At 35.6% G+C, this 16,231-nt stretch carries 15 protein-coding genes; 9 read left to right on the top strand and 6 right to left on the bottom strand.

The window, feature by feature from the left end; genetic code table 11:
* The first annotated feature begins 28 nt into the window (after positions 1 to 28).
* The 9 genes from J4T76_RS01350 to J4T76_RS01310 all read left to right on the top strand — a co-directional run bounded on the left by J4T76_RS01350 (position 29) and on the right by J4T76_RS01310 (position 7,008).
* Positions 29 to 1,180, top strand: coding sequence for a hypothetical protein (locus tag J4T76_RS01350; RefSeq protein WP_267372672.1), 1,152 nt, complete (start codon positions 29 to 31; stop codon positions 1,178 to 1,180).
* Positions 1,155 to 1,910: a hypothetical protein gene (locus J4T76_RS01345; protein WP_267341809.1), complete on the top strand. Its 756-nt coding sequence runs from the start codon at positions 1,155 to 1,157 to the stop codon at positions 1,908 to 1,910. Before J4T76_RS01350 ends, J4T76_RS01345 begins: the two co-directional genes overlap by 26 nt.
* A gap of 115 nt (positions 1,911 to 2,025) precedes the next feature.
* Positions 2,026 to 2,397, top strand: coding sequence for a hypothetical protein (locus tag J4T76_RS01340; protein WP_267346161.1), 372 nt, complete (start codon positions 2,026 to 2,028; stop codon positions 2,395 to 2,397).
* 178 nt (positions 2,398 to 2,575) lie between these two features.
* Positions 2,576 to 3,133: a hypothetical protein gene (locus J4T76_RS01335; RefSeq protein WP_267356160.1), complete on the top strand. Its 558-nt coding sequence runs from the start codon at positions 2,576 to 2,578 to the stop codon at positions 3,131 to 3,133.
* 90 nt (positions 3,134 to 3,223) lie between these two features.
* On the top strand, positions 3,224 to 3,727 hold the full coding sequence (locus tag J4T76_RS01330) for a hypothetical protein (RefSeq protein WP_267356159.1): 504 nt from the start codon (positions 3,224 to 3,226) through the stop codon (positions 3,725 to 3,727).
* Between the two features lie 304 nt (positions 3,728 to 4,031).
* Complete coding sequence (locus J4T76_RS01325) at positions 4,032 to 5,201, top strand: hypothetical protein (protein WP_267356158.1); 1,170 nt, start codon at positions 4,032 to 4,034, stop codon at positions 5,199 to 5,201.
* A 17-nt stretch (positions 5,202 to 5,218) separates the two neighbouring features.
* The gene (locus tag J4T76_RS01320; RefSeq protein WP_267356157.1) at positions 5,219 to 5,860 is read left to right on the top strand and encodes a hypothetical protein; all 642 of its coding nucleotides are present in this window, start codon (positions 5,219 to 5,221) and stop codon (positions 5,858 to 5,860) included.
* Between the two features lie 48 nt (positions 5,861 to 5,908).
* On the top strand, positions 5,909 to 6,661 hold the full coding sequence (locus tag J4T76_RS01315) for a hypothetical protein (RefSeq protein WP_267356156.1): 753 nt from the start codon (positions 5,909 to 5,911) through the stop codon (positions 6,659 to 6,661).
* Positions 6,622 to 7,008, top strand: coding sequence for a hypothetical protein (locus tag J4T76_RS01310; protein WP_267356154.1), 387 nt, complete (start codon positions 6,622 to 6,624; stop codon positions 7,006 to 7,008). The genes J4T76_RS01315 and J4T76_RS01310 overlap by 40 nt, the downstream gene beginning before the upstream one ends.
* Before the next feature lie 505 nt (positions 7,009 to 7,513).
* On the opposite strand, the gene J4T76_RS01305 is transcribed toward J4T76_RS01310, so the two are convergent.
* The 6 genes from J4T76_RS01305 to ilvG form a co-directional block, all read right to left on the bottom strand.
* On the bottom strand, positions 7,514 to 8,494 hold the full coding sequence (locus J4T76_RS01305) for a Gfo/Idh/MocA family protein (RefSeq protein WP_267341821.1): 981 nt from the start codon (positions 8,492 to 8,494) through the stop codon (positions 7,514 to 7,516).
* 461 nt (positions 8,495 to 8,955) lie between these two features.
* Positions 8,956 to 10,497, bottom strand: coding sequence for a threonine ammonia-lyase, biosynthetic (gene ilvA / locus J4T76_RS01300; RefSeq protein WP_267356152.1), 1,542 nt, complete (start codon positions 10,495 to 10,497; stop codon positions 8,956 to 8,958).
* A gap of 2 nt (positions 10,498 to 10,499) precedes the next feature.
* Positions 10,500 to 12,350, bottom strand: coding sequence for a dihydroxy-acid dehydratase (gene ilvD, locus J4T76_RS01295; protein WP_267341823.1), 1,851 nt, complete (start codon positions 12,348 to 12,350; stop codon positions 10,500 to 10,502).
* A 128-nt stretch (positions 12,351 to 12,478) separates the two neighbouring features.
* Positions 12,479 to 13,408: a branched-chain amino acid transaminase gene (locus J4T76_RS01290; protein ID WP_267341825.1), complete on the bottom strand. Its 930-nt coding sequence runs from the start codon at positions 13,406 to 13,408 to the stop codon at positions 12,479 to 12,481.
* Positions 13,409 to 13,577: 169 nt separating this feature from the next.
* The gene (gene ilvM, locus J4T76_RS01285) at positions 13,578 to 13,808 is read right to left on the bottom strand and encodes an acetolactate synthase 2 small subunit (protein WP_267346176.1); all 231 of its coding nucleotides are present in this window, start codon (positions 13,806 to 13,808) and stop codon (positions 13,578 to 13,580) included.
* A 3-nt stretch (positions 13,809 to 13,811) separates the two neighbouring features.
* On the bottom strand, positions 13,812 to 15,488 hold the full coding sequence (gene ilvG / locus J4T76_RS01280; protein ID WP_267341828.1) for an acetolactate synthase 2 catalytic subunit: 1,677 nt from the start codon (positions 15,486 to 15,488) through the stop codon (positions 13,812 to 13,814).
* Positions 15,489 to 16,231: the final 743 nt, after the last annotated feature.

Below are 16,231 nucleotides of genomic sequence, written 5' to 3'. Positions count from 1 at the left end.
TGAAATGACCGATGATGTGGAGAACTATTTGGGTTATATAAAAGACGGCGATGAAGCAAAACGTGATGCATATGTTAGTAAGATGGACGCAAGCAAACAAGAATCAATAAAACAAGGCTTAGAACAACAAAAAAGAGATTATCAACGTTTTCCAGATGGTTATGAAGATGCACCCGACAAGAAACTAGCACAAGAGCAACTTAACTTATTGGGTAAAATAAAAGAGTTAGAACAGAAGTCAGAATTATGGGAAAAAACCAAAGAAAAAGCGACAAAAATGCTCTGGTGGGATGATGTCGCCAAAGGTTTAGCTAAGCAAAAGCAGCAGACACAACAAAGTGATGCGACCACTGAAAACAGTAAAACATCATCCCCCTCAACTAAACAAACTGAAACTTCATCAACACCTGACACTTTAAGTCAAAATGGTAAAGTTTGGTTTATGCACCCGATTGCAATACAGATGTTTAAACGATGTTATTGTAATCGGGATTTTGATGTTAACGATATTGAAATGATAGTTAAACAGTTAAGGCAATCAGCTGGTTTAAATACTTTAGAGTTGTTTTCAAAAAAGAATTGTAAATTAGATAATAAAGATAAAACTTATCAACGTTTTACTGAAGAATTAAATCAAATGATGAAAAAATATAATATTAATACATGTATAAGGAAAATACACTTTATAGCTCAATCTTTTGTAGAGTCTGATAAATTTCAAACTTTAAAAGAATATGGTGAAAGTTTTTCATATGATCCTTGGAGAGGTAGAGGAATAATTCAACTAACCCATGCTGGAAATAAAAATGGTACTATAGGATATAAACAATATTTTAACTTTTTGGGTAAGTTTGATTTTGAAAAAGATTACGAAGTATTAAATAGTGATTTACATATTGCAATAGATGTGGGAGGTTATTTTTGGACAAGAGGAAAATTGCTAGATAAAGGAGAATATCTTAAAAGTAGTACCAAACTAAATGGAGAATGGCAATATTATAAAAAAACCAAAATGGCTATTTATACCACAATAGATATTAATATAGTCGCTGATCGAGATCATGTGGAGCAGGTAACATATTTAGTTAATGGGGGATACAATCATTTAAATGAGCGTATTAAATACACAAACAAATTAAAAGAGATTTTTGATTATGATGAATGTATCAATAAAATTTAAACTAATATTATTTGTCTTTTTGATTGTTTTCTTTAGGTATTCATATGCTGAGAAATTGACATTTAATATTAATCACAATGTGATTAATAAGGCAATTATTGATACAGAAAATAAAAGGAATGTAATTGAACTTTATCATAATAACAATTTGATTACAAAAATCCCTAGTTTTGATGAAGATGGTGGCAATCGTTTTGAGAGATTATTAACTCGTTATGATGAAAATAATTTAATAAGAGTAATTACATCTTTTCCTGATAGAGGGTATTTCAAAATTTATTATGATATAGGTTTAGATAAAAATACTAATTTATATATGCTTAATAAAGTAAGCTATGAAACACAGGAATGGTCATCAAACGGAAAATTCACAGTAAAATATTGTTATAGCCACATTAAAATTAATTTGGATAGTTTCTTCAATAACGATGAGTTATTTGGTGAAGTAAGGCCTACATTTGATGGGTGGAAAAATGGTAAAGAAAAAGGTCATTGTGTTAAGGGTAATATTAAAATTAATTATGAAAATGCTTATAATTTAGTCATGAAGTCTTATTTATTCAATAATCCCAATATGAATAAACAAACAAAAATGTATTTAATTAAAGGTGATGTAGTTCATTTATTGACGAAGAATAATGAATTTTATCATATTGAGTATACTACATCGAAAAATAAAATCATAAAAAAATGGCTTCATTGTTCAGCTATTGATGCTTGTATTTATTGATAAAAATGAAAACCCTTAAATCTTAATTGCTTTACTAGTAAATTATAAAAGTGAATGGTATGAAGAGCTGGATTTAGAAGGAAAGCGACCGGAATGGGAAGCATTAAACAGTGAAATGACTGGTGATGCGGAAAACTATTTGGGTTATATAAAAGACGGTGATGAAGCAAAACGTGATGCATATATTAGTAAGATGGATGCAAGCAAACAAGAATCAATAAAACAAGGCTTAGAACAACAAAGAAGAGAATATGAGCGTTTTCCAGCAGATTATAAAGATGCACCCGAAAAGAAATTGACACAAGGACAATTAGCTTTATATGGCAAAATACAAGCATTAGAAAAGCAGCAGACACAACAAAGTGATACGACCACTGAAAACAGTAAAACATCACCCCCCTCAACTAAACAAACTGAAACTTCATCAACACCTGCCACTTTAAGTCAAAATGGTAAAGTTTGGTTTATGCATCAGTTGCCCTTATGAATTACTTTAAATTTAAAGCAGGCATTGTGACATATCATATCTATCAAGATGGAAAAATCGAAAAGCATATACATGAAACATACTCCCTGGTTTTGAGCGAAAATATAAATATGTCTATCATGATAAGAATAAAAAAATACATGAGTTAGGTATTTTTACTGTTCATGTGACTAAGGCTATGGCAAGAGGAAATATTCCACAAGCACAAAACGTGGAATTAATTAATGTTAAGGAATTTGAAAATGGTTACATTTCATCTGATGGTAGTGTTAAAGCAAAATTTGCAACATTTAATAGTGATCATCATAGATGGTATATAAATCCTAGTTGTTTTGCTGGGTTGCTCGGCGCTATGTTAGAACTAAATGCTGATTATTTAGGCTTTAACGGATTTAGCACTCATGACGCTAAATCTGTAGAGAGCAAATCTCATATAAATGGGATTGCAGGCGACCTAAGGTATATATCAGAAAAGAGAAATGGTGAGCCAATGTTGCTATCTTATTCAACTTTTGATTTTGATGAGCAAGAAAAATTTAATACTGCATTATATAAATTTGGTTGGGCTAGAACGTCGTTAATGTATTCGGAATATCTTACATATAAGAAACAATCAAATACTTTACTTAAATATACAAAACATATGAAAAAAGATCCGCCAAATGGATATAGATATAATTATCATTTACATATATGCGGTTTTGATTTTAACTTAATTATAAATGTACAGGATTAAAAATGATCAGATTTCCATTTTTCTATATATGCATTTTATTAGTCTCGTTCTTTTCTTTTGTAGAAGATAAAAATCTTAATAATATCCTTTATGAATTTAAAGGATATTCAAAAAAAAACATCTTCCTATCATTCTTTGAAAGACTTTTTTGCGGATAATAATCAAATATATGATGAAAAAAATCCATTGAATGCGCTTTATGATCCCAATACACCTTTATTAAGCATGGTTGATCATAGAAAACCTTACACAGGTGAAGCTATATTATTTAAAAAGCTTCTGCTTGATAACAAGCTAAATGTGTTCCTTTTTGCTTATTGGGATCGTAATGATCAAGATTCATATTATAACCTTCCAACTCTTGAATTACAGATTTTTGATAAGAGTAATCAACTGATTAGCAAAATGATTGTTGTGGATGGTGCACAAGCAGAGTGCTCAATCAATAAAAGAACAGGTATTTATAAAAATAAGAAATTTGAAATAATAGAATCAGAATATTGCATTGATATAGAAACAGACAAGCTTATGACTGAACAACATAAGGTAAGTTATTATTTAATTGATAATATGGGTAATATTAATTTTGAATAACGATTATGACAAAGTTTAAATTAGACTAATCAAAGGCATTTTTCATCACCTTTATTCTTCTATATTAAATAATATTCTAATAAAAATACAATATTAATCAAAGCGTTAAATAAAGCATAAATAACATAGGAGATTGAAAAAATGGTTAGAAGATTACAGCACTGCGATGCATAAATTTAATTTTAATAAATAATTAGTTGTTACCCCTAATACAACAGATAAAAGATATGTTTCTTATATTCCTCACTATAAAAAATTAATCACTCTTGGCGGAGAAAATGGTAAGGATTTACACAATAATCATATGCACTTTGAAAACTTTCTAAAAAAACAGCAAGGGGTTGCCATAGTCGTTAATGATGCCATTGGAATTACCCAAAGTTTAAATAATCGATATCATCAAGCACTTGAACACCAGATGAAACCATGGATGGAACACAAGGATTCAGAAGGCATATCCAACGAACACCGTTTAATTGTCTACCGCCAGCTATTAGGTTTTAAACAATCCTTTCATAACCATCGAATCAGGCAACTAATCAAGCAACTAATCAAGCACAATAAACAGTGGGAAAAGGTTGCAAATTGGGGTAACGACAAAATCCCCCTTCCTGCAATTGGTGATCTATCGAATAATAAAAGTCGGGAAATATTTCAAAATGCCGAAGAAGCCTTAATCAAGCAAAAAACGGAAGAACTGTCTGAAAAAGAGTTTCAAAAATTCTATTGGGATCGCCTATCGCAAGACAAATTTAAACGTTTTGAACAAGAATTCAATGAACTAAGCCAAAGTGCCGAACAACTTGCCGAAAAACGTGCTGATGATTACTTAAAGTGGTTAAAATCGCATCAATTAATCTCGGCACTAGACTTATATGATGATACCATTCCGCTATACGGAATCATGTTTCAATTACAAATGGGGGTTTGCTTGTGTGGTGCAAGTGGATCATCAAAAGTCAGAAAAGTGTTAGACGAATGGTGGCTTGAACCGCAAGTGACTCCGACCAACTTATGTATGCGAACCTACCTATTTAACAACAAAGCGTTAATCGCCGATATTAACGAATACTTGGATATTCAACAAAACATAGCGATTAATGAGTCTGCTGATAATAATAGCAATCAGCCAAATGTCGATAAAGCGATTAACTTACTCAACAAATTGACTAAACATGTTAATCGGACTGGGTCGATTATCAATCAGATAGCGGATCGCGGTTTTCCAATAGCATTGTTATCGGTTCCCTTTGCTGATCTTGTCAGAAGTTTTTTAAGAGTCACGACTCAAAAATTTAATCAAACAATTCAAAACCGCCTAGGCAACTTAATTTTTGCTAAAATTAGTGAGAAGGCATTAGAAATGTATGACTCGGGCTATAATATCAATGGGCATTCTTTTACAGCCATCCCGAAACGAGGCGCACGACAAATCACCCGACTTGCCATCAAAATTTCAACCATGCCGATTTAGTCAATACCAAAATCGCCATGATGGTATTTGCATTTAGTAGTTACGAAACACTCAAAAAAATAATCAATGGCAAACGAGAATTAGCCGAATTAACCGCATCCCTAATGGCAAGTGCAGCAGCGGGCACGCAAATCCTGACCAGTGCCATCAAAAGTTGTATCGAAGGTAACCCAACATCAAAAACTGCTACCGTAACCTATAATGCGTTTGGGCGATTATTTTTATGGTCGGCGAGTTTTGCGTTGATGACTGGGGGAGTATCTACTGTTTTGGATTTTTTAGATGGTAATAAAGCCGTTAGCCAAGATAATTATAATATTGCAATGGCTTACTATGTAAAATCACTTGCAACTTTTTCCCTTAGTATTTCTCAATTTGTAGCTGCTTTAGGTGCATTAGTGCCATGGTTTGATAATATTATCACAACCAGTATTGAAAGGACTTTTTGGGTAAATGTAGCTGAAGTCGCGATAGTCATCGGTCGCTTTGCCATTGGTCGAGCTGCGGCAGTGTGGCTGGCGGAAATTAATTTTTACGCGTCTATGATTATTATTGTGGTCAGTGTCTACCTGATTATTTTTGATGACAATGCCATGCAAAAATGGTTTGATCGCTGCTGTTTAAGTAAGGCCTTGAACGTAAAAAATTTAAAGATTTAGGCGACGAACTCACCGAATGGCATCAAGCACTACAGGAGACTTTTTAATATGTACGCAGGCGAATTTTTATTATGGTTTGGTAACGCCATGAAATCCGAAACCCGCAAAAAATTAAAAATGGGCTATAACCATGCCGATATGACACTTAAAGAGGTGCAAAAAGACTATACCCAAGAATCGGTCAGTGATAATCCCAGACCAATAGGACCTTACTACGCTGATAACGATCGCTATTTAGAAATTCGAGGCGGAATGTTTGAAAATTTTCGAGGGATTCAAACTTGGATATCTTTACTTGTTTTTTTTATTCCTTTTAGTTCAGGGTTTTACTGTGTTGTTAGCTTTCTAATATTATATTTTGATGAAACAAATAATGCTGTTGGGCATGTTATATCAATAATTTTTTATTCAATTATTTTTTTACCAACATCATATTTATGTTTCCGCTATTTCCGTTATATCTATCGTTTTGAACTCTTCACCATACGCCATATTCGGGTACGCTTTAATCGGGTGACAAGGCAAGTCTATATTCAGCGCCCTAAATATTGCGGTGGCACAGTAGTGTTTAAATGGGAACATATTATGCCATCGAACTTTGGCGAGAGCGGCTCGGATATGGGCGGCACCAATATGGTCAATTTAATGACCTTTCACCCGTATAAAACCGGTTTTCCGATAGAGCGTACTCAGTGGGCATTGGCAAAAACACCTATAATCCACAAGACTATAAAGACGAATGGGAATTTATCCGCCGTTATATGGAGCATGGACCGGATACTCTACCTAAACCCCGTTTAAGCACCCATTTACCGATGCCTTTCCACGGTTTTAGTGGTCATGTAAGCCCGATGATTCACGCAGCAAAAAATGCGCCTACTTTTTGGATGTATATTTTATTAATCCCGGTATTTTTAATTTTATTGCCGTTTTATACTGTGGGTTACTTTATTTCGGAATGTTTATGCTGGCAACCCCGTTGGTCAAAAGTGATTCGTCAAGCCGGCAAACCAGGCAAACCAATCCCGAAAGAAACCACCTTATCGGACTACCCCCCAAAAGTACAACAAGCCATATTAGAAAGCCGTTTAGAATGGAGCGTACGTGACGAAAAGACAGGCAAATGGGTAGATTATGGCAATGGTTAAAATCACAATGCGAATGAATCATAATAAAAACACAAGGACATAAGGTAAGGACATAAGAAAAATGTACGTAGGCGAGTTTTGCATTTTGTAGTTGAATGTGATAAGAATAAAAAAACAAACGGTATACACTCCTAAATTTTTTTTACAAACATGCTTTAAACGTTTATGTAAGATTGCAATTCCGCTTTTTAATGAATATGTGATTGATCTTTCGTATTAATTTTAAATTTAATCAAATTCCAAAATTGAAATTTTTGGTGAAGGATTTTTATCCCTTCTATTGTTTATTTGTTTTTTTCTTCTTGTATAAGTATATAAGTGTTAAATGTATTACCATAAAAGCCAGGTTGACCCATTTCTCAAGATTCTTTTAAATGTTCGCTCATCGTTTTCATAATGACTTTTAGTTTTGCCATTGTGCATTACTTAAAAAGGGATAATCCATATTTTGGAGAGCGTAAAGGATAGTGGCAATTTTGTTATTTTGAAATCTATTTTTTAAATTTTAAGTTTTATCAGATGGAAATGTTACGCTAATTTGTTTTCTTATTTCGGTTAGTATTGCTGATGACATTAATGAGTAATGTAAAGCTTTATGATTGATTTGCCTTTGTTGATAAAGTTTGGCAAATGCCAGTGCTTCATAATACATTTCGTTGCTGTTTTGCTTAAGCGTTATTTCTTGTCGTTTCCCTTGTCTTGGTTGATAAAAAACTTCTTCACAGCACGATAAATGGTTGATGATTAATGCACCATCCTCACCTTGTATCTCACTTGGAATATAGGAGTTAGTAACTTTAGAGTGCCAAATAATAATATCAAAATCATCATAGTTTAGTTGAACCGTACCATGGGCATCAACCCCGGTATCAAGCCGTGAACCACTGGCGATTATCCTATTAGGTTTTTTCCATAACCCTATTGCAAAATTAAGTGGATAAACGCCAATATCCATGATCGATCCATTTGAAAATTGAGGATTGAAGGTATTGGGATTTTCACCGTTTAAATAATTAGGATAACGTGATGAATATTGACAATAATTCAAAAATACTTTGTGTATCTTTCCTAATTTGGGTAGAAAGTTTTGGATTAATTGATAATTAGGTAAGTAATAGGTTTTTAACGCTTCGAAAATAATTTGATGATGTTGTCTTGCGATATCTAATAATTTTTGGGTTTGTCGCAAATTTGAGGTTAATGGTTTTTCGCAAATTACATCTTTATTGTTTTTTAACATCAATTGTGCTTGAGCAAAATGTAGTGAATTGGGACTAGCAATATAAACTACGTCAATATTGCGATCATTAGCTAATTGGGTTAAATCATCATAAAAAGTTTCAACATGATATTTTTGCGCAAACTGCCGCGCTTTATTTATATCTCGTGAATAAATTGCAGTGAGTTGATATTGACCCGTTTGCAGTGCTGCATCAATGAATTTTTCTGTGATCCAGTTGCTACCTATTGTTGCGAATTTAATCATAATGTCCTTGGTTAACCTAAGATTGTTATGTTGAACATTGTTTTTATACCTACCATCCAAAATTTTTTCGTATGAAGAAGTTTTTTCATACTGAATCATTAAAAAATGATACCCTTTGATGGATTAGTTGTACGCAGTGATTAATTAGGATAAATTTTTTCTTTAATTCACCATGCTTACTAATGATTGTTATAATTTATCAAAATTGATTGTCTTACTATGCGCTCAATTTTTGAGATTATCAATAGTGCCAAAGTGATCGTTTTGTTCTTTTTTTTGTAAGGAAAATCAGTTTGTTATTTTGTACTTATTGGGGTTTTGAACTCGTTACTTACTTAGTTGAAAAACTGGATTTTGCGTTTTATTCATCAACACGATTTTGCTGATTAAATAGAGTCAGATGAATAACATTTTTTAAAAAATGGCTAATCAATATGTCAAATGAATAGCCATGATTCACATTAATGCTGATGTGTTAAAAATAGTTTTAATGATGGGTTTTGCGTTTCATTGTGGAAACCATAACCTAATTTGGTAAGATGTTTGTCAAATTCTTGTGTTGCTGTTTTTGTGATTTCAAATGCCGCAAGTACCCGACCATAATCTGTCCCATGGCTACGGTAGTGGAACATGGAGATATTCCAATTGGTGCCTAATGTTTGTAAAAATTTAAGTAATGCACCTTGAAATTCAGGGAATTCGAAGCTATACATTTGTTCTTGTATTGGTTTACACGGTTTACCTCCAATCATATAGCGAACATGCACTTTTGCCATTTCGTCTTCCGATAAATCAACAATCGAATATCCGGCAGCCGTTAATTCTTGTAGTATGTCGTCCTTTTCACTGCTTTTAGATATTCTAACACCAACAAAAATACAGGCCGATTTGTCGTCATGATAACGGTAGTTAAATTCCGTTACTGAACGTCCACCTAATAACTGACAAAAAGTTAAAAAACTCCCTTTTTTTTCAGGAATAGTGACGGCTAATAAGGCTTCACGTTTTTCACCAAGTTCACAACGTTCGGAAACGTAACGCAAATTATGGAAGTTTAAATTTGCACCTGACAAAATATGTGCTAGGTTTTCACCACGAATGTTATGTTGTTCAACATATTTTTTTAGCCCAGCTAGTGCTACGGCGCCCGAAGGCTCGGCAATAGCGCGTACGTCATCAAACAGATCTTTGACCGCAGCGCAAATTTCGTCGCTATTAACGATGACAATATCATCGATGTATTGCTGGCAAAGTCTAAATGTTTCATCGCCAATGCGTTTAACCGCTACACCCTCAGCAAACAATCCAACGCGAGTTAAATCAACCGGATGACCTGCATCAAGCGCTGCTTTTAAACAGGCTGCATCAGCAGGTTCTACCGCAATCACTTTGATTGATGGCATAATTTGTTTGATTAATACCGCAATGCCTGCGGCTAACCCACCACCACCAACTGGCACAAAAATGCGATCAAGTTTAGCATTTTGCTGAAGTAATTCCATAGCGATACTGCCTTGCCCAGCAATTACCTGTGGATGATCAAAAGGTGGTATAAAAATGCGATTTTGTTCCTTGGCAAGTTGCATTGCTTTGGCTTTGGCTTCGTCAAAATTAGCACCATATAAGAGCACTTCACCACCAAATCCTTTGACTGCTTCAACTTTAATGTCTGCTGTGGTTAACGGCATGACAATCAGTGAATTGATACCTAATTTGGTTGCTGAAAAAGCCACACCTTGTGCATGATTACCCGCAGATGCAGCAATTACGCCGCATTTGCGTTGATCTTCGCTCAGACTGGCAATCATTGCTTGCGCGCCACGGATTTTGAAACTGTGGACTAATTGTCTATCTTCGCGTTTTACAAAAATGTGGTTTTCTATTCTCGACGAAAGTTTTTCCATCTTTTCAAGAGGTGTGACATCTGCCACATCATACACAGCGCTACAAAGGGTTGCCTTTAAATAATCAGCACCAGTAAGTTTGTCATGTTTTTGTTTCACAGTTAGCCACCTAATTTGTTTTTATCACGAACTGCACCTTTGTCTGCGCTTGTTGCTAAACTGGCGTAGGCTTTTAGTGCATATGACACATAACGGTTTCGATTATGTGGTGTATAGGCTTTATCGCCACGTGTGAGTTCTGCAACGCGTCGACGTTCAAGCTCATCATCCGGTACATCTAAAACTAATTTACGGTTAGGAATGTCAATGTCAATAATATCACCATCACGTACGAGTCCAATTACGCCACCATTGGCGGCCTCTGGTGAGATATGCCCAATAGATAAACCGGATGATCCACCGGAAAAACGACCATCTGTAATCAGTGCGCAAGCTTTGCCAAGTCCCATTGATTTTAAGTAACTGGTAGGGTAAAGCATTTCTTGCATACCAGGACCACCTTTTGGACCTTCGTAAATAATCACTACAACATCGCCAGCAATCACTTTACCACTTAAGATTGCATCGACCGCATCTTCTTGACTCTCAAATACTTTGGCTGGTCCGCGGAACACTAAGTTTTCGGCTGCGACACTGGCGGTTTTAACAATAGCGCCATCTTGAGCGACATTTCCATACAGTGTGGCTAGTCCACCATCTTGGCTATAAGCGTGTTCTTTATCGCGGATACAGCCGTTTTCGCGGTCATCATCAAGCGTATCCCAATAGCAATCCTGTGAAAATGCTTGGGTAGTACGAATGCCAGCAGGTCCACTGCGATACATTTTTTTTACTGCTTCGTCTGTAGTTTGAGTTATGTCATATTTTTCGAACGTTTCTTGAAGTGTAAGACCAAGTACGTTACGAACATTACGGTTAAGCAATCCAGCTTTATCCAGTTCAGACATAATTGATACAACACCACCGGCTCGATGGACATCTTCCATATGATATTTGGCGGTACTTGGTGCAACTTTACATAAATGCGGCACTTTACGTGATAATCTGTCAATATCCGACATGGTAAAGTCGATTTCACCTTCTTGTGCGGTGGCGAGTAAATGCAATACGGTGTTGGTTGAACCGCCCATGGCAATATCTAATGACATAGCATTTTCATAAGCTGCTTTGGTGGCAATTGAGCGGGGCAGATAAGAGGCATCATCGTGTTCATAATAACGCTTAGTGATTTCAACAATTCGTTTAGCAGCCTTTAGAAAAAGTTGTTCACGTTGTTTGTGAGTTGCAACAAGTGATCCGTTGCCTGGAAGTGATAGCCCTAACGCCTCAGTCAAACAGTTCATGGAATTGGCTGTGAACATGCCAGAGCAAGAACCGCAGGTTGGACAAGCGGATTGTTCAATGGCTTCGCTATCAGCATCACTGACATTTGGGTTAGCACTTTGAATCATGGCATCAACCAGATCAAGTTTGATGATCTGATCAGATAATTTTGTTTTACCTGCTTCCATTGGTCCCCCCGATACAAATACTGTTGGAATGTTCAGACGAAGCGATGCCATTAACATACCAGGGGTGATCTTGTCACAATTTGAAATACAAATCATAGCATCAGCACAGTGAGCATTGATCATATACTCAACAGAGTCAGCAATTAATTCACGTGATGGTAATGAGTAGAGCATACCGCCATGACCCATAGCAATACCGTCATCTACTGCAATAGTGTTAAATTCTTTGGCAATGCCGCCCGATGCTTCAATTTGTTTGGCGACCAGTTGTCCTATGTCTTTTAAGTGGACATGACCTGGTACAAATTGTGTAAATGAGTTGACCACCGCAATGATGGGTTTACCAAAGTCTTCATTTTTAACGCCCGTTGCACGCCATAATGCACGGGCTCCAGCCATATTCCGACCTTCGACGGAGGTTGCTGAACGATATTTAGGCATTTCTTGCTCCCAAGTTTTTTATTATGCAAGTTACGATACTATCCAGTTTTTGTTTTGTATAACGCGAAAAAGTAAATGTCGTTTAAAAAAAGATCCACCGAACTAACCGGCGGACTTTAGTTGTTTGATTATTTAACTGGATCTAACCAACCATATTTATCTTCAGTTTCACCATTGAATAAGCCAAAGAATGTTTGTTGAATTTGTTTGGTGATTGGACCACAGCGGCCAATACCAATTTTAATACGATCAACACTGCGAACAGGAGTAATTTCAGCTGCGGTCCCTGTCATAAAGACTTCGTCAGCTAAATAGAGTGATTCACGAGACAGTGTTTGTTCACGTACTTCGATTCCTAGATCGCGTGCAAGGGTTATGATCGCATCGCGGGTGATCCCTGGGAGCGCTGAGGATGATAGTACCGGTGTAAATAATATACCATCTTTAACGATAAATAAGTTTTCGCCAGAACCTTCAGAAAGTTGACCATTTACGTCTAACGCAATGCCTTCCTGAAAGCCATTAGCGCGCGCTTCTGAACCGATGAGCAGTGATGATAAGTAGTTACCACCGGCTTTTGCTGCGGCTGGAATGGTGTTTGGTGCAAAACGATGCCATGATGATACCATAGCATCAATACCTTGTTCTAAGGCATCTTCACCAAGATAGGCACCCCATGGAAATGCTGCAATCATGACATCACTTTTATAACCTGCTGGTGGAATAACACCCATGCCAACATCGCCAATAAAAACTAATGGACGAATATATGCACTTTCTAAATTATTCTTTTTGATTATTTGGCGGGTAGCTTCCATAATTTCTTCAAGAGAATAAGGGACAGGAAAACGATAAATTTTGGCTGAGTTTAATAATCTTTGTGCATGTTCTTTATGGCGAAATATCGCTGGTCCTTTATGTGTATTATAGCAACGTACACCTTCAAACACAGATGTCCCATAATGCAGTACATGTGACATTACATGCACTTTAGCATTTGCCCATGGAACCATTTCCCCATTAAACCAAATATAATCCGATTTTGCTGTAGTACCCATTTTTTGTTTTCCTCTTAAATTTTACTTTTGTTTAGCATGTATCTTGCTTTATGCTTTTATCAATGAAACGTCAAACATTATACAATACTTTGTTGTTTGTTTAATAACTAAAATATCGACATATTTTAATTTAACTTTTTGTTTTAACGATAAATTATCGGTAAGGATTTCATTCAATTGAAAGCACATCTGCTAATTTTGCAACTTGATTTTGTAACATTGAAAGTTCTCTTTCAATAGTTAATCTGAGTGTCAAAATCAGTAAATTATTTTCAATGGTTTGCATTTGCATGGATTTAATGTGCCCACCGCGATGACGTACAACACGTAAAATACGTTCTAATGTACCCAAGTTATCGTAAGCCTTTATCGTTAATTGGTGTTGTATTTGTTGATTCATCCCTTACTCCTTGCAACTTTTATCGAGCATATTTTCGTTGGCAGCGCCAGGTGGTACTAGTGGCCATACGTTTTCTAGTTCATCGATGCGTACGTGCAATAAATATGCACCAGACGCATTAAACATATTATTCAGTGCAGCATTGATTTGAGATTTTTTTGTGATTGTTTCACTAGGAATATCAAATGCTTTGGCTAAAATTAAAAAGTCAGGGTTATCCGATAAGTTGGTTTCACTGTATCTTTCGTTAAAAAAGAGTTCTTGCCATTGACGAACCATGCCTAAGCGTTGATTATCAATTAAGACTATTTTTATCGGTAATTTTTTACGCTTTATAGTGGTTAATTCTTGTACGTTCATCATAAATGACCCGTCACCTGAAATACAGATTACACAATCGTTGGGGCGAGCCATTTGTGCCCCAATCGCTGCTGGTAAACCAAATCCCATCGTACCTAGTCCACTTGAGGTAATAAAGTTTTGTGGATGATTAAAACACATATGTTGAGCGGTCCACATTTGATGTTGACCCACATCGGTAGTGATAATGGTGTTGGCTGACTTACGATCAGAAATGATTTTTAATAATGCTGGTGCGTAAATGGCTTCACCTGGGTGATCATAACGAGTTGGATGTTGTACTTTTAAATCATTTACTCTTTTATGCCATGCCTCGATTGATACAGTTTGAGTAAGTAACGGTAAAACCTGCTTAATATCAGCCTGTAAACCTAAATGTGTTTGGCGTAATTTGTTAATTTCGGCTTGATCAATATCGACATGGATCACTTTTGCGTGACGGGCAAATTCATTCAGTTTACCTGTAACTCTGTCATCAAATCGTACACCTAATGCAATCAGTAAATCACACTCTTGTACGGCTAAATTGGCCGCTTTAGCACCATGCATACCAATTAAACCTAAATAATAAGGGTTATTGGCATCAGCAACGCCCAATCCTTTTAAAGTTGAAACACTCGGAATGTGAGTCAATGACATAAAATCTTTTAATTCTGATATGGCGCCTGAAAGTCCAACACCACCACCAATATAAAGCATTGGCTTTTGGGCTTGAGCGATCATTTGTTTGGCGAGTTTTATTGCTTCAGGAGAGACAGTAAATAATGTTGATTTATCAGGAGTGTTGTTTAGTGAAGAAGTCGTTAAATATTGTTGATAATCTAAATTGGCAAGCTGTACATCTTTCGGAACGTCAATTAAAATTGGTCCAGGCCTGCCGGAGTTGGCTAAATTAAATGCCTCTTCTAATGTATTGGGCAATTGTTTCGCATCATTTATTAAATAGCTATGTTTGGTGCAAGCTAAGGATAACCCTAAAACATCAACTTCTTGAAAAGCATCTGTACCAATTAGATTCGTTGGCACTTGACCGGTTATGGCAACAATAGGTACAGAATCAATTAATGCATCAGCAAGCCCAGTTATGATGTTGGTCGCACCAGGACCTGATGTGGCAATGCATACCCCCGTTTTCCCTGTTGAACGAGCATAACCAATTGCCGCCATCGCCGCACCTTGTTCATGGCGACATAATACATGTTCAATACCTCCATCATACAAGGCATCATAAAGAGGCATAATTTGTCCACCAGGATATCCAAAAACGGTGGTAACGCCTTTTTCTTTTAAGGTTTTTACTATCCACTGTGTTCCTAACATTTATTCCTCACTTGTTCTTTTTTGCCCAATTATTGTTATAAAAAAAACCCCGCTATTTGGAGCGGGGTTTTTGATTTTATGTATAAACATATTTTTGATTCAAAAACGCCCCCGCGTTGGAATAATGACCACGCTGACAATGTTGATAAGGACGTTTTTGAGTGAAAATTTCATAATAGGTATTGATTAACTTTTTTGTTATTTTAAAAAATTTATTCTAAACAAAATACTCGTTTTAAAAAAAAATTCAACTTTTTTTTTCGTTTTTATAACGTGTTAGAAATGAATTGTAAAAAAGTTTGAGGTTAACTATACGTTTCAGTATAAAAAGAGATTTGATAGATTGCTCAGACCAGTTAATGGATATGCGCATTTTATCATTGTTTAAGGATAGGGTTGACAATTAAGTATGCAATTATGGTTGAGTAAGAAAATACAAATATCAATAATGAAGCTAGCTCGACAACCCATGATTAAAGCCGTTTTAATTGTTGTAAAAATAGTTACTCGTATTCATGTTTATCCTAAATCAAATTATGAATACAAAATTTGTTATAACTAGCTTAGTTAAAATTAATTTGTTAAACTGGGTCAGGTGCGAGATTAAGAAACACTCATGGCTTTGGTAATACTACTTTCAGTGACCGCTCCAAGCCAATCAAGGAATGCCACCTTTAATGATACATTACCTCTTTTTATTAATTTGGTTAAATAGAAGGAGGATGACATTAAGCAACACAATT

It is taken from the genome of Gilliamella sp. B3022, assembly GCF_028751545.1.
In the GTDB taxonomy this organism is placed as follows: Bacteria; Pseudomonadota; Gammaproteobacteria; order Enterobacterales; family Orbaceae; genus Gilliamella.
Note: the sequence above shows the minus strand (reverse complement) of the source record. Positions and strands in the feature narration are given on the sequence as shown.

Bases quoted from the DNA above. Each gene is read 5' to 3' on its own strand.
- J4T76_RS01345 (WP_267341809.1), top strand. From the start codon at position 1,155: ATGATGAATGTATCAATAAAATTTAAACTAATATTATTTGTCTTTTTG.
- J4T76_RS01340 (WP_267346161.1), top strand. From the start codon at position 2,026: ATGACTGGTGATGCGGAAAACTATTTGGGTTATATAAAAGACGGTGAT.
- J4T76_RS01335 (WP_267356160.1), top strand. From the start codon at position 2,576: ATGGCAAGAGGAAATATTCCACAAGCACAAAACGTGGAATTAATTAAT.
- J4T76_RS01330 (WP_267356159.1), top strand. From the start codon at position 3,224: ATGAATTTAAAGGATATTCAAAAAAAAACATCTTCCTATCATTCTTTG.
- J4T76_RS01325 (WP_267356158.1), top strand. From the start codon at position 4,032: ATGCACTTTGAAAACTTTCTAAAAAAACAGCAAGGGGTTGCCATAGTC.
- J4T76_RS01320 (WP_267356157.1), top strand. From the start codon at position 5,219: ATGATGGTATTTGCATTTAGTAGTTACGAAACACTCAAAAAAATAATC.
- J4T76_RS01315 (WP_267356156.1), top strand. From the start codon at position 5,909: ATGTACGCAGGCGAATTTTTATTATGGTTTGGTAACGCCATGAAATCC.
- J4T76_RS01310 (WP_267356154.1), top strand. From the start codon at position 6,622: ATGGAGCATGGACCGGATACTCTACCTAAACCCCGTTTAAGCACCCAT.
- J4T76_RS01305 (WP_267341821.1), bottom strand. From the start codon at position 8,494: ATGATTAAATTCGCAACAATAGGTAGCAACTGGATCACAGAAAAATTC.
- ilvD (WP_267341823.1), bottom strand. From the start codon at position 12,350: ATGCCTAAATATCGTTCAGCAACCTCCGTCGAAGGTCGGAATATGGCT.
- J4T76_RS01290 (WP_267341825.1), bottom strand. From the start codon at position 13,408: ATGGGTACTACAGCAAAATCGGATTATATTTGGTTTAATGGGGAAATG.
- ilvM (WP_267346176.1), bottom strand. From the start codon at position 13,808: ATGAATCAACAAATACAACACCAATTAACGATAAAGGCTTACGATAAC.
- ilvG (WP_267341828.1), bottom strand. From the start codon at position 15,488: ATGTTAGGAACACAGTGGATAGTAAAAACCTTAAAAGAAAAAGGCGTT.